This window comes from Dactylosporangium sp. NPDC000244 (assembly GCF_040300725.1).
Taxonomy (GTDB): Bacteria; Actinomycetota; Actinomycetes; order Mycobacteriales; family Micromonosporaceae; genus Dactylosporangium.
On sequence record NZ_JBEPEH010000014.1, the window covers coordinates 96,228 to 109,399 of the forward strand.

At 74.7% G+C, this 13,172-nt stretch carries 13 protein-coding genes; 7 read left to right on the plus strand and 6 right to left on the minus strand.

Features of this window, described 5'->3' with window-relative positions:
• Nucleotides 1–9 precede the first annotated feature (9 nt).
• Together ABT369_RS21135 and ABT369_RS21140 are read left to right on the plus strand one after the other, a co-directional pair.
• Entirely contained in the window at nucleotides 10–1,779 is a 1,770-nt protein-coding gene (locus ABT369_RS21135; protein WP_350614154.1) for a carbamoyltransferase family protein, read from the plus strand.
• Nucleotides 1,776–2,444 (plus strand): hypothetical protein, encoded by a 669-nt coding sequence (locus tag ABT369_RS21140; RefSeq protein WP_350614156.1) that lies wholly within the window; start codon nucleotides 1,776–1,778, stop codon nucleotides 2,442–2,444. The genes ABT369_RS21135 and ABT369_RS21140 overlap by 4 nt, the downstream gene beginning before the upstream one ends.
• Here the strand turns inward: ABT369_RS21140 and ABT369_RS21145 are convergent.
• Nucleotides 2,407–3,519, minus strand: a complete 1,113-nt coding sequence (locus ABT369_RS21145; RefSeq protein ID WP_350614158.1) for a UDP-galactopyranose mutase — start codon at nucleotides 3,517–3,519, stop codon at nucleotides 2,407–2,409. The genes ABT369_RS21140 and ABT369_RS21145 overlap by 38 nt on opposite strands.
• 3 nt (nucleotides 3,520–3,522) lie before the next feature.
• Nucleotides 3,523–4,023 (minus strand): hypothetical protein, encoded by a 501-nt coding sequence (locus ABT369_RS21150; protein WP_350614160.1) that lies wholly within the window; start codon nucleotides 4,021–4,023, stop codon nucleotides 3,523–3,525.
• 41 nt (nucleotides 4,024–4,064) lie between these two features.
• Here ABT369_RS21150 and ABT369_RS21155 point away from each other — a divergent pair, with 41 nt between their 5' ends.
• The gene (locus tag ABT369_RS21155) at nucleotides 4,065–5,084 is read left to right on the plus strand and encodes a hypothetical protein (RefSeq protein WP_350614161.1); all 1,020 of its coding nucleotides are present in this window, start codon (nucleotides 4,065–4,067) and stop codon (nucleotides 5,082–5,084) included.
• Here the strand turns inward: ABT369_RS21155 and ABT369_RS21160 are convergent, their stop codons facing one another.
• Nucleotides 5,085–6,101, minus strand: coding sequence for a hypothetical protein (locus ABT369_RS21160; protein WP_350614162.1), 1,017 nt, complete (start codon nucleotides 6,099–6,101; stop codon nucleotides 5,085–5,087).
• Between the two features lie 16 nt (nucleotides 6,102–6,117).
• Between ABT369_RS21160 and ABT369_RS21165 the strand changes: the two genes are divergently transcribed.
• The gene (locus tag ABT369_RS21165; RefSeq protein WP_350614164.1) at nucleotides 6,118–7,302 is read left to right on the plus strand and encodes a hypothetical protein; all 1,185 of its coding nucleotides are present in this window, start codon (nucleotides 6,118–6,120) and stop codon (nucleotides 7,300–7,302) included.
• A gap of 49 nt (nucleotides 7,303–7,351) precedes the next feature.
• Here ABT369_RS21165 and ABT369_RS21170 read toward each other — a convergent pair whose 3' ends face one another.
• Nucleotides 7,352–8,683, minus strand: a complete 1,332-nt coding sequence (locus ABT369_RS21170; protein WP_350614165.1) for an FAD-dependent oxidoreductase — start codon at nucleotides 8,681–8,683, stop codon at nucleotides 7,352–7,354.
• A 184-nt stretch (nucleotides 8,684–8,867) separates the two neighbouring features.
• On the opposite strand from ABT369_RS21170, the gene ABT369_RS21175 reads away from it, so the two are divergent.
• From ABT369_RS21175 to ABT369_RS21185, 3 genes are read left to right on the plus strand one after another with little or no spacing between them, the layout of a single operon-like run.
• On the plus strand, nucleotides 8,868–9,341 hold the full coding sequence (locus ABT369_RS21175; protein WP_350614166.1) for a carboxymuconolactone decarboxylase family protein: 474 nt from the start codon (nucleotides 8,868–8,870) through the stop codon (nucleotides 9,339–9,341).
• Between the two features lie 30 nt (nucleotides 9,342–9,371).
• A complete protein-coding gene (locus tag ABT369_RS21180) occupies nucleotides 9,372–10,175 on the plus strand; it encodes an IclR family transcriptional regulator (protein ID WP_350614167.1) in 804 nt (267 codons plus the stop codon).
• Nucleotides 10,172–10,981, plus strand: coding sequence for an IclR family transcriptional regulator (locus ABT369_RS21185; RefSeq protein WP_350614169.1), 810 nt, complete (start codon nucleotides 10,172–10,174; stop codon nucleotides 10,979–10,981). The genes ABT369_RS21180 and ABT369_RS21185 overlap by 4 nt, the downstream gene beginning before the upstream one ends.
• A 23-nt stretch (nucleotides 10,982–11,004) precedes the next feature.
• On the opposite strand, the gene ABT369_RS21190 is transcribed toward ABT369_RS21185, so the two are convergent.
• Together ABT369_RS21190 and ABT369_RS21195 are read right to left on the minus strand one after the other, a co-directional pair.
• On the minus strand, nucleotides 11,005–11,787 hold the full coding sequence (locus tag ABT369_RS21190) for an SDR family NAD(P)-dependent oxidoreductase (protein ID WP_350614171.1): 783 nt from the start codon (nucleotides 11,785–11,787) through the stop codon (nucleotides 11,005–11,007).
• Between the two features lie 12 nt (nucleotides 11,788–11,799).
• On the minus strand, nucleotides 11,800–13,164 hold the full coding sequence (locus ABT369_RS21195; RefSeq protein ID WP_350614172.1) for a Rid family hydrolase: 1,365 nt from the start codon (nucleotides 13,162–13,164) through the stop codon (nucleotides 11,800–11,802).
• Between the last annotated feature and the right edge of the window lie 8 nt (nucleotides 13,165–13,172).

The window sequence follows — 13,172 nt, forward strand, 5'->3', positions numbered from 1 at the left end:
GTACTCGGGTTGAGCCAACATCACGACTCGGCCGCCGCTCTGCTGCTGAACGGACAGATCGTCGCGTTCAGCGAAGAGGAGCGATTCACCCGGATCAAGCACGACGGGGCGTTCCCGGCGGAGGCGGTCAAATGGTGCCTCGCCCACGCGGGCATCACCCTCGGCGAGGTCGACCACGTGGCGTACTTCTGGCAGGCCCCGCGCGAGGTCCTGCACGCCGGCACCCACTTCCTGCGGCACCTGCCGGCGACCCTGGCGGTGTTCCGCAACGACGGCGGCGACTACGCGGACCGGGCCCAGAGCATGCGCTCGACGCTGTCGGGCGGCGGTGCCCAGACGCACTCGGACGACTATCACGTCGGCGGGGCGCTGTTACTACACCTGCGCCGGTCCATGACGCTCGGGCGCATCCTGCGCGAGGCGGTGGGGTACAGCGGCAGAACGCACTTCAAGGTGCATCTCGTGGACCACCATCACGCCCACGCCGCCAGCGCGCTGCACCTGTCGCCGTGGACCGACGCGGCCCTGATCACCTGGGACGGCATCGGCAGCGACGGCACCTCCACGTTCCTCGGCGTCGCCGAGGGGGACCGGATCGTCGACGTGCGCCGGGTCAAGTTCCCCCACTCGCTGGGCGCGATGTACGCGTGCGTCACCGGCTGGCTCGGCTTCCACCCGGCCAAGGACGAGGGCAAGATCATGGGGCTGGCCGCCTACGGCAAGCCGACCTTCGTCGAGGACTTCCGCGAGCTGATCCGGCTCGAGGACGAGGGCCGCTACGCGCTGGACCTCAGCTGGTTCCGCCACCACGCGACCGGCAAGCACCGGGTCTCGCAGAAGTTCGTCGACCGCTTCGGGCAGCCGCGGCCGAAGACCCGCGACGCGGTGCCGCAGCACTACGCCGACATCGCCTACGCGCTGCAGAACACGCTGGAGGAGGCCGGGCTGCACGTGGCCCGCTGGCTGCAGGCGCACACCGGCCGCACCCGCCTGTGCACCGCGGGCGGGGTCGCGCTCAACAGCGTCATGAACGGCAAGATCCTGCTGGAGACCCCGTTCGAGGAGTTCTTCGCCCAGCCCGCCTCGGCCGACGACGGCTCCGCGCTCGGCGCCGCGATGATCGTCAGCAGCGAGCGGGGCGCGCCCCGGCACCGGGGCAACTACATCTTCCTCGGGCCCGAGTACACCGAGGCCGAAATGGAGAAGGCGCTCACCGAGGCCGGGCTGCCCTACACCCGCCCGGAGCGCATCACCCGCACGACCGCCGAGGCGGTCGCGGCGAGCAAGATCGTCGGCTGGTACCAGGGCCGCATCGAGGCGGGCCCGCGGGCGCTGGGCAACCGCTCGATCGTCGCGGACCCGCGCGGCTTCGACACCAAGGACCGGCTCAACGAGAAGGTGAAGCACCGCGAGCCGTTCCGCCCGTTCGCGCCGTCCTGCCTGGCCGAGCACGCGGGCGAGTACTTCGCCAGCGGCTACCCGAGCCCGGTGATGCTGCTGGTCTTCGACGTGCTCGAGCACCAACGCACGGTGGTGCCGGCGATCACCCACGAGGACGGGACCGCGCGCGTGCAGACGGTCTCGCGCGAGGACAACGCGCTGTACCACGAGATGATCACCGAGTTCCACGGGCTGACCGGCGTACCGATGGTGGTCAACACCTCGTTCAACGACAATGAGGAGCCGATCGTCTGCACCCCGGCCGACGCGGTCCGCTGCTACCTCAAGACCGGCATGGACGCCCTCGCGCTCGGCCCCTTCTGGACGGAGAAGTCGTGATCCGACGCTGGGGCTGGCTACTGGCGGGCGTCGCCGGCGGCGCGCTGACCCTGCTGCTCATGGTGGTGATGCCACCGGACCGGACCATCGACAACCCCGCGGAGTTCGTGCTGCGCCTCGCCCCGGTCGTGTTCGCGGTGCTCGCCATCGGCGGGTTCCCGCAGCGGCCGGGGATCGGGCTGGCCCTGCTCGCCATGATCGTGGTCGGCTACATGGGCGTGGTCGACACGCTCTACACGCTGCGGGTGCTCGGGCTGGCCGACGCGACCGACCAGTCGGCGGCGTTCCCGTCGTTCTACCAGATGGCGATCTTCGTCAACGCGTTCACGATCCTCGCGGTGCTGTTCGGCTACCGGCTCGGCGGCGCGCCGTCGGGCCGGGTGCTGCGGCTGGGCTTCGCGGCCACGCTGGTGCTCGTCTCCGGGCTCAACGACATCACGTTCTTCTACCTCTACGACTGGCCGGAGGGGCGCCCCGAGCGCTTCACGTGGGCCTCGCACATCACGGTCTTCACCGGCTCGCCGGCCTCGCCCGCGGGTGCGATCGCCTTCTGCGCCGTGCACCTGGTGCTGGCCGGGCTCGTCCTCGCCCTGCCGTGGCTGCGCACCCGGCTGCACCCCCGGCTGCCTAGTCGACCAGAGTCAGCAGCTTCCGCGCCACGTTGATGCCCTGGCGCATCGCCTGGTCCATGTCGATGTACGTGTAGGTGGCCAGCCGGCCGGCGAGGACCCGCGGCGGGCCGGGAAGCTGGGCGAGCAGCTTCTCGTACTTGCGGTGCAGGTCCCGGTTGGTCCCCTGCACGTCGTCGACCGGGTAGTGGCGGGCCGGGGCGTTGGGGTACTCGTAGCTGACCATCGTCCCCGGCTCCCGCTGCCCGCTCATCCACTTCGTCTCGATCGCGCGGGTGTGCGGGTGCTGCAGGCCGGGCGTGTTGAGCACCCCGGCCGGCAGCACGTGCTCGGCGTCGGGGAACCAGCGGTGCACGAAGCGGACCCCGCGCCAGGCCAGCGGGCCCAGCGCGTCGGCGAAGAACTCGTCGAGGGCGCAGGTGAGCACGACCGCGGCGGCCCCGGCGCACAGCTCGTCCCAGTCGGCGACGGTGACCGGCGTGCCCAGCGTCACCGGCACGCCGCGCAGCAGCCCGTCGACGAGCCGCCGGTAGCCGCCCTCGGGCCAGCCCTGGTGCGGGTCGCGGAACAGGTCGAGGTGGCCGTCCTCGCGCAGCTCGATGCGGCGGGGCGCCCAGACCGCGGCGAGCTCGCTGGGGTCGCAGCCCCACTGCTTGCGGGTGTACCCCTCGATGTACTCGCGGTACAGCGTCTCGCCCATGAGCTCGATGCACCACGCCTCGAGGTTGTCCCCGCCCGGGTGCTCGGGGCGCGCGGCCAGCTCCCGCTCGATCACCGGCCACTGCGGCAGCTCGCGCAGCTCGGACAGCTGCGGCGGCCAGCTCATGATGCGGCCGAAGACCTCGGTGCGCACGCGGTGGCGGTACGGCCGCATCGGCACCAGCGTGTTGACCAGCCGCCACACCTCCTCGTCGGCGGTGTGGAAGATGTGCGCCCCGGTGGGCTCGTAGAGGATGCCGGCCGCCGACGCGGTGCGCAGCTGCCCGCCCCAGTCCGGGTCGGCCTCGATGACCTCGACCGCCCGGCCGGCCCGGCGCAGCTCGTGGGCGACGGTCGCCCCGGCGAGGCCGGCCCCGACGATGCGCACGGGGCGCGTGGCTGTGATCGACACTGATCAGCCTCCAGACCAGACCTCGGCGTCGGCCAGGAACGCGTTCGCCGAGGTGGCCGCGACCTCGGTGCCGCCCAGGCGCAGGCGGCCGCTCTCGCACGGGATGTAGACGTTGGTGAGCCGCAGCCCGTTGCCCGGGAACGCCTCGACGCCGATCGCGCGCGGCTGCCCCGCCCCGGTGATCTCCAGCTCGACGTCGCCCGCGCCCGCGCGCAGCCCGGCGGCGTGGTCGAGCTCGAGACGGACCGGCGCCACGGTCACCGCCGGCTCGGGCCACGGCAGCCCGGCGACCTCCGGGAAGTGCCGCACGAACGCCTCGGCGAGCCAGCGGCCCAGGTCCGGGGACTCGGTCGCGATCCGGACCTCGCCGTCGTGCCACACCACGAGCGCCGTCCCCGCGCCCCGCACCGACCAGTCGACCCGCCACGCGGAGGCGAACGCGACGGTCCGCTCGCCCTCGTGGAGCGTGAGACCGGGGTTCGCCCCGAACAACAGCACCGACACGCCACGAGCATACAAGCCATCGATGCCCATAAGCTGTTGTCATGCAGGGGAACCTTGCCGTGCAGTTCGCCGACCCGGCCGCCGCCGACCCTCCGGCGGGCTGGGCCGAGCTGGTCCGCGACGCCCCGCTGCACCCGGTGTGGGACTGGTCGCTGGTGCGGGCCGTGGCCGCCGCGCGCCACGGGGCGACGGTCGCGGCGGTGGTGCGCGACGGGGACCGGACGGCCGCGCTCGTGCACGCCCGGCTCATCGGGCCGGGCGGGACGCTGGCCGACGTGGAGTGCCCGGGCTCGATGTCCCTGCCCGGCGTGGCGCTGCCCGGCGATCTCCCGCCCGGCCTCGCGCCCGGCCCGCACGAGCTGCTCGGCGCGGTGACGGCGGCGTTCGAGGCGGCGCTGGGGCGGCACCGGCGGCGGATACGCGCGGTGTCCTACCGGCAGGTCTACCCCGGCGCGCTGCCGGTGCTGGCGCGCGGCGTGGGGCTGGTGCGCCGCGGCGACGACGTGGCCGTGCTGCGCAACCGGTTCGGCAGCTACGAGGAGTACCTCGCGACGCTGCCCAGCAAGCGCCGGCGCGACCAGGGCCGGCTGGTGCGCCAGACCGACGGGGACCCCGGCGTGACCGTCCACTTCGGACCGGCGCCGGAGCGCTTCGACGCCGCCGCGTTCCACGCGCTCGCGGAGCAGACCGACCGGCGCAACCATCGCCGCCGGTTCCCGCCGCGGCGGCGCTGGTCGCTGGAGTTCCACGCCGCGCAGGCCGCGGTGCCGGGAGCGCGGCTGCTGCGCTACACCGCCGCGGACGGGCGGCTCGTGGGGGCCACCATCACCTTCGACCACCCGTCGGCGCCGCTGGCCGGGCCGTGGGCGGCGCTGGACCCGCACGAGGGCGGCCGGTCGGGGATCTGGTACGAGCACTTCGCCCGCTCGCTGCGCTGGGCCATCGAGTCGGGGCGCGGCGGGTACATCGCCGGCAAGGGGCTCATGGCGCAGAAGGCCGAGCTCGGCTTCGAGGCGGTGCCCCAGTTCACCGTGCTGCGCCGGCTCGCCGGGGCCGGGTGATCAACGCGGCCTGCGCAGGACGAGCCACTGGGGGACGATGTCGTAGCCCAGCTCGGCCTTGAGCTCCACCAGCCCCTTGCCGCCGATGACCCCGGCCCGCCCGGACTCGATGGCCCAGCGCAGGATGCGCGCGTGCTGGTCGAACCACAGGCCCCGCGGCCCGCCCTCGTGCGGGTCCAGAGCGCCCCAGGGACCCGCCAGCGGTACCGATGGATGATCGAAATTGATCCCCAGCCCGACGAGCTCCCCCGCGCGCTCGTAGCGGGCCGCCAGCACCCCCGGCACCGTGGCCATGGCCACCCGCAGCGGATGCGGCAGCCGCCGCGGCCGGGGCCACCGCCGGGTCTCGTGGCGGCCGCTGGTGGTGTCGGCGAGCGCGTTGAAGCGGTCGAGGTCGACGGGGCCGGTGAGCGGGCCGAACGAGGACTCCAGCCCGGGCTCGCGGGCCACGAGCTTGACCTGGCGGCGCTGGCTGGCCCGGCGCGACTGGCTCAGCCCGGCGAGGTAGCGCTCGTAGTCCTCGAAGGTGTTCGTGAACATGGTGACCGGCAGGCCGCGCCCCACCAGGCTCAGGCGCCCGGCCACGACGGGCAGCTCGCCGGCGAAGACCGAGCGGTACGCGACCGCGCGCACCCGCCGGTGCTCCTTGCGCAGCGCCGCCTCGAACGCGGCGAGGGCCGCGGCCAGCAGCGGCCCGTCGTCGGCCGCGCCGCCCGCCGGGTCGAGGACGCCGGGCAGGCCGCCGCGCAGCACCAGGCCGGGCATCGAGGACGAGCCCGGGCAGCCCACGTCGGCCAGCGTGCGGCCCGGGCCGGTCAGCCGGGCGTACACCAGGCCGGCCGTCTCGCCCCCGTCGCGCAGCAGCGCGGCCACGGCGGCGCCCCGGCGCGGGCCGGCGGCGGCGTGCACGACGGACCAGCGCCAGACCGGGTGCGCGGCGCCCTTGTCGACGAAGTCGTCCCAGCCGGGCGGTGGCTCGGCCTGGGCGGCATCGGCGAACTCCACTTCGAGTTCCATGCCCTTAAATATAGGGATGCGTGCGGGAACGGTGGCGCTCCTCGTGGCGGGGCGCGGCACGGCGCGGATCGCGCAGTGGGCGGCGGGCGTCGTGCTGCTGGCCGCCTGGGGCCCGGTCGCCTTCGCCGCCTACGCCGCCGCGACCGGGGTGATGAGCTGGCTCTTCGCCCTCTCGGGGGGCACCGAGCGGGCCGCGCTCGTGCTCGTCGGCGCCCCCGGGGGCCGGCGGCTGGAGCCGCTGTTCGTGTGGTTCGCGCTGGGCCCCTTCGCGGCCGCGCTGCTGGGCTGGTCGGCCCTGGCGCTGCTGGTCCCGGGCCACGCCGCGGTCACCTACGCCGCCGCGGCCGCGCTCTACACCGGTACCGGGACCGCCACCGTCCTCGTCGGGCTGTGGCGGCTGCGCGGCGCGGCGCACGCCGACGCCGCCGCGTTCGCCACGATCGGGGCCGGCTACGGCGTCGCGGTCGCCCTGGCGCTGCTGGCCGGGGCCGGCGTCGGGGTCATCCTCGGCGTCCTCACCGCGACCGCCGGGCTCGTCACCGCCGTGCTGCTCGCCGCGCTGTGGCGCACGGTGCCGGCGCGCCCGGCGGTGCCCCGGGCCGAGGCGCTCGCGGTGCTGCGGGCGGTGGGCCTGCTCGCGGCCGGCGAGGCGGTCGCGCTGGCCGGGGTCCCGGTGTTGTACGCCGAGCAGGCCGGACGCGTCCCGGCCCCGCAGATCAGCGCCTTCTACGTCGCGATGCTCGTCTCGGGCGCGGCCGGGGTGCTGTGGGGCTACCTGCTGCGGCTGTGGCAGCCGCGGCTCTCGGCCTGGCTGGACGCGCACCCGGGGCCGGCCGCCGCGCTGGTGCGCCGCGTGGCCCTCGGCGCCGCGCTGGCCGGGGCGGGCGTGACCGCGGCCGGCACCGCGGCGCTCGTCGCGTGGGGGCCGAGCGGGCCGCTGCTCGTCGCGGCCGTCGCCGCGGAGATCGCCGTCTACACCGCGGTCACCTGGGCCGGGTTCGTGGTCGAGAGCGGCGACGACCGCGCCCGGGCCCGCTCCACGCTCAGCGGCGTGGTGGCGCTCGCGGTGACCGGCGTGGCCGGCTGGTGGCTCGTCGCGGCCGGCGGGGCCACGGGGGCGGTGCTGGCGCTGGTCGCCGGGCTCGCCGTGCGCGGGCCGCTGCTGCGGGCCGGCGAGCGCTCGGCCCGGGCCGGCCGGTGACCGCCCCGACTTCGTCGGCAGGACGGCCACCGGAGTTCAGCCGGGCCCGTCAGGCCCCCGCGGTCGCGTGCCGGCCGGCCAGGTAGCCCAGCCCGAGCGCGCCGAGCAGGCCGTTGCCGGCCATGTAGCCGTCCGCGCCGGTGCCGCTGATGCCGGCCGCGGCGCCCCCGGCGGCGTAGAGGCCGGGGACGGGCACGCCGCCGCGCAGCACCCGGGCGTCGCCGTCGACGAGCAGGCCGCCCTGGGTGTGGAAGAGCGCGCCGGTGACCCGGACGAGGAAGTAGGGCGGGGAGATCGGCGGCTGCTCCCAGTGGGTGCGGCCGAACCGGTCGCCGGGGCCGGCCTCGGCCAGGGTCCGGGCGAGCGTCTCCGGCGCGCAGCCGATGACGGCGGCCGGGTCGTCGCTCCAGCGCACGCCGCCGGCGGCGTCGAGGTCGCGGTAGTCCTGGAACGGCAGGCAGGCCTCGTGGACCCGGCGGTCGCCGAGCATCCAGCCGATGGCGCCGGGCTGGGCCAGGACGCTGCGGGCGTACTCGGAGTAGCCGACGGTCTCGTCGCCGAAGCGCTCGCCGTGCGCGTTGACCATGATGCCGCCGTGCATGACGGCGGCCCAGGTCAGCAGGGTCGCGTGCGGCATCGCCCAGGAGCCGTGGCCCTGGTAGGCGTCGAGGTAGCCGGTGTCGAGGCCGAGCTCGCCGGCCAGCCGCAGCGCGTCGCCGCGGCAGCCCTCGCCGCCGGCGTAGACCCCGGCGGCGATCTCCGGGATGTACTGCTTGACGAGCTCGGCGTCGGCGCCGAAGCCGCCGGTGGCGAGCACGACCGCCCGCGCGGTGACGGTCTCGGTGGCGCCGCCGGGCCGGGTGAGCACGGCCGTCCACACACCGTCCTGTGTGGACAGCTCGGCCAGCCGGGCGGGGGCGACGATGTCGAGGCCGTCCAGGCCCGCGGCCGCGCGCAGCAGCCCGTCGAGCAGGTCGCGGCCGGCCCGGTTCGCGACGGTGTGGCAGCGGTACCGCGAGAAGCCCGGGTACTTGAAGTCGGTGACGAGCTCGAGCGGAATCCCGCACTCGCCGTCGAGCCACTCGACGAGCCCCGGCCCCACCCCGACGAGCGCCCGCGCGATGGTCTCGTCGGCGCGGCCCTTGGTCTTGCGGGCGATGTCGTGCAGGAACGTCCCGGCGTCGTCGGCGACCCCGGCGGCGGCCTGCCAGCGGGTGCCCGCGGCCGGGATCATCGCGGTGCTCATCGAGGTGTTGTTGCCGCGGGCGAAGTGCTCGAAGGCCTCGGCCACGACCACCGAGGCGCCGCGCTGGGCGGCGGCGAGGGCGGCGCTGAGGCCCGCTCCCCCGGCCCCGGCGACTAGGACGTCGACGTCGGTCATGTGCGCGCCTCCCGGGGGATGTTCCGATTTCGGGAACGGTGTTCCTGCAAGAACTCTAGGGGCGGGACGCGGCCCGGTCAATGCCTCTCACACCGTTCTTGACCTGCCAGAATCAGCGGCGGTACCGTTCTGCGGAACGAAATACCGATTATCGGTACGGGCTGGCGTGGCGGAGGTTCGGCGGTTGGAGTTCACACGGGTGGCGCGCACCGACCCGGACCCCGCGGTCCAGGACGCCTACGCCAAGGCCGAGGACCTCTTCGGGCACGTCAGCGACCTCTTCGCGATCCTCGGCAACGCCCCGGCCCTGCTGTCGGGCTGGATCGACCTGGTGCGCGCCCTGCGTGAGGGCCTCACCGTGTCGCCGGCCCTCTCCGAGCTCGTCATCATCCGCGTCGCCGAGCTGGTCGGCTCGCCCTACGTGGACACCGCCCACCGCCGCCTGGCCGCCGGCCTGGAGCCGCCGCCGGCACGGCTCGCCGCCGCGGCCCGCCGCCTCGCCGAGGACGTCGCCCGCGACGGGCACGCCGACGAGGAGGCGCTGCGGGTGCTGCGCGCGGAGCTCGGCGAGCGGCAGCTGACCGAGCTGCTGGTGGTGGCCGCGTTCTACTGCGGCGTCGCCCGGCTGGCCAATACCCTCGGACCCCGGAACCGATGAGCCCGCGGCCCGTAGGATCGGCGGTGCACGATGCTTGACTTCCGCGTGGATGAGGAGCCGGCCCGCATGCCGAAGATCGCCGAGCCGCGCGCCTCGGCCAGCACGGTCGACCGCGCGCTGGACGTGCTGCTGCTGTTCAGCAGCGTGCGCGCCACCACGCTCGGGGTCAGCGAGATCGCCCAGGAGCTGGGCATGTCGAAGCCGGCGGTGCACCGCGTGCTCACCAGCCTGCGCAGCCGCAACCTCGTCGAGCTCGACGAGGAGTCCCGCCGGTACTCGCTCGGGCTGCTGGCGGTCAGCATGGGCCTGCGCTACCAACGCGGCCTGGTCGCCGCCGACGCCGCCATCCCGGCGCTGCGCCCGCTCAGCGACGAGTGCCAGGAGACCACCACGCTGTCGGTGCGCTCCGGCGACCGGCGCTACTACGTCGAGCAGGTCACCCCGGACCGCCCGGTCGTGATGATGGTGCAGCTGGCCGTGCCGTTCCCGCTGCACGCGGGCGCGTCGTCGAAGGCGATCCTGGCGTTCCTGCCGGAGGCGCAGCGGGAGCGGTACCTCACCGGCCGCCTCGACCCGGTCACCCCGCAGACCCGCACCGACCCGCGGAGCCTGCGCCGCGAGCTGGAGCAGATCCGGGCGCAGGGCTACGCGCGCTCGTCCTCGGAGCGCCAGACCGGCGCGGCCGCCGTCGCCGCGCCCATCCGCAAGGGCGGCGAGGTCGTCGCCGCGATGAGCGTCTGCGGCCCCGAGGCGCGCTTCGACGCCGACGCGCACGCCGAGCGCCTGCTGGCCGCGGTCGCGCGCATCACCGCCGAGCTGGACGCGGCCGCATGAGCACGAGCGCCAACGGCATCGACCCGGCGGAGGCCCCGGCCGGCGACCTCGGCGGCACCGCGGCGACCGTCGAGCGCGCCCTCGACGTGCTGATCTGCTTCGTGCGCAGCGACGCGCCGGACCTCGGGGTGACCGAGCTGGCGGAGAAGCTGTCGCTGTCCAAGGCGGCCGTGCACCGGCTGCTGACCTCGCTGCGCGGCCGCGGCATGGTGGAGATCGACGAGGTGACGCACCGCTACCGGCTCGGCCCGACGGTGCTGACGCTGAGCCAGTCCTACCTGTCGCGGCTGGACGTGACCGCGCTCGCCGCGCCGGAGCTGCCATGGCTGTGCCGCGCCACGAACGAGACCGTGACGCTGTCCCGGCGCGCCGGGCTCACCCGCTACTACGTCGAGCAGGTGCTGCCCGACCGCGACGTGGTGCGCATGGTGAGCGTCGGCGTGCCGTTCCCGCTGCACATCGGGGCGAGCTCGAAGGCGTTCCTGGCCCACCTGACGGCGGCCGACGCCGAGACGGTCCTCGCGGGGCCGCTGGACGGACCCAGCGGCCGGCCGCCGCTGGACCCGGACGCGTTGCGCGCCGAGCTGGACCAGGTCCGCACACGCGGCTGGTCGCACTCGCAGAGCGAGCGCGACCTGGGCACGGCGTCGGTGGCCGCCCCGATCCTGGACTACCGGGGCGAGCCGCGCGCGGTGATGAGCGTGTGCGGCCCGGCGGACCGCTTCCGGCCGGAGGCGTGCGCCGCGGCCCTGCTCGAGGTGACGACCCGCCTCTCGCGCAAGATGGGCCACGGCGTCATCGCCTGAGGACGGAGCCCTCCGGCCGGCCGCTAGGGCAGCGTCCAGCCGCCGTCGACGAAGAGCGTCTGCCCGGTGATCATCTGGTTCTTCGGGCTGAGCAGGAACGCGAAGGGCAGCACCAGCTCCTCCGGCTCCAGCAGCCGGCCGGCCGGGATGCGGGCCACGATGCCCGCGCTGTTCTCCGGCACGCCGAGGTAGTCGCGGTTCTGGTCGGTCAGCGTCGCGGTCGGGCCGACCGCGTTGACCCGCACCCCGCGCGGCGCCCACTCCGCGCCCAGCGACCGGGCCAGCATCGACACCGCCGACTTGCTGGCCGAGTACGCCGCCCACTGCTCGAACGCCGAGGCCGAGAACGTCGAGCTGGTGAGCACGACGGACCCGCCCTCGGGCAGGCGCTCGGCGGCCAGCCGGGTGGTGAGGAAGACCCCGACGACGTTGACGTCGAGGGTCTTGCGGAAGTCCTCGGCGCTGAACGCGATCGACGGCTGCACGAAGGCGATGCCGGCGTTGGCGACGGCGCCGAGCAGCCGGCCGGTGACCGAGACCGCGGTGTCGAACGCGGCGGCCATCGCGGCCTCGTCGGTCACCTCGGCCTCGACCGGGTGGATGGACAGGCCCTCGGCCCCGGCCAGCGCGTCCAGTCGCTCCTTGTCGCGACCGACGGCCACGACGTGCATGCCCAGGCGGGCCAGGCCGGTGGCCAGCGCCGCGCCGATGCCGCGGGTGGCCCCGGTGACCAGGACGGTCTCGCCCGCGAGGCCGAGCGCGGCGCCGAGGGCCGGCGACTGCGCCGGATCCAGCGTGTTGATCATCTTGACACTCCCTTATGGACAGTGGACGACGAGGTCGACGGCGACGTCGCAGCCGGGCACCTCGTGCGACGACGGCGGGGCCTCGAAGAAGCCGGCCGCCGGCAGGCCGGACGAGAAGGCACCGGTCCACGCGCCGGCGAACGCCCCGAGGTCGGCCATGTCGGTGAGGTACACGTCGGCCTTGACGGTGTTCTCGATGCTGGTGCCGGCCGCCTCGCAGATGCGCTGGACGTTGTCCTGGATGCGGGCGACCTGGTCGGCGATGTGCCGGCGGGTGTGCGGGGCGCCGGCCTTCCAGCGCAGCGTGTCCGCCGACGGGCCGGTCGCCGTGCGGCCCAGCTGGGTCGAGAGGAACAGCAACGGGCCGGAGCGGATCGCCTGGGCCTCGTGGCCGAGCGGGGCGAGCGCGCCGGGGGCGTGCACGACCTCGCGCTCGCCGCCGTGCTCGGGCCGGGCGACGATGACGAAGATCTCGACGTTGCCGCCGTTGACGCCGCCGATGCCGGTGACCGGGACGATCGCCCGCGCGGGCGGGTGCTCGGGCCACTGCTTGGCGAAGACCTCGTCGACGGCGGGCATGTTGCGGATGCCGTGCGGGGTCAGGTACGTGACGACCTTGACGACGTTGTCCCACCGGGCGCCGCTGGCCTCCATGGTGATGCGGACCTGCCGCAGGGTCTCCTCGACCTCGGCGGCGACCTGGTTGCCGTACCAGATGTGGTGCGGCACCCGGGCGTTCGGGTGCAGGCCCGTCTCGAAGTCGGTGGCGATGAACCCGGCGCTGAACACCCACGGGCCGGACTCGACGCCGACGGAGTAGCCGCCGAGCGGGCTGTGCACGTCGTGGGCGTAGGCGCGCTTGGTGATCCCGCTGCCGGCGCGCAGCGCGACGAGCTGGACCTCGATCAGCTCCTCCGCGCTGACCAGCCGGTCCATCGGCATGAGGCAGCTGGCGGGGCGGTCGGCGAGCAGGAACTCGTCGCGGCTCTGGATGTAGGCGTGGGCCTGGTAGCGCCACTTCTCCCAGAACAGCTCGTAGGGGTCGCGCAGCGGCTCGTGGCGCTCGGTGAGCCCGTGATAGGTCGGGTGCCACTGGTTGATGGACACGCCCAGGTCCAGGCCCGAACCGGCCGCCTCCAGGGTCGTGGACAGCCGCCGGTACACCTCCCGCACCTGCAGTTTCACCGGATGCCCGCTGCTGTTGGGCAGCCCGGGCTCGACCCGGGCGGCCGGGGCGAGCGTGCCGGTGGTCCAGTCCACCGCCGACAGCGACGCGGTGAAGACGAACGGCCCGGCGGTGACGGCCGTGCTGCTGGGGTACCACTCCGGGAACTCGACGCCCGGCACCTCGACGACCTGACGGCCAGTGTCACTCATCTCGCACT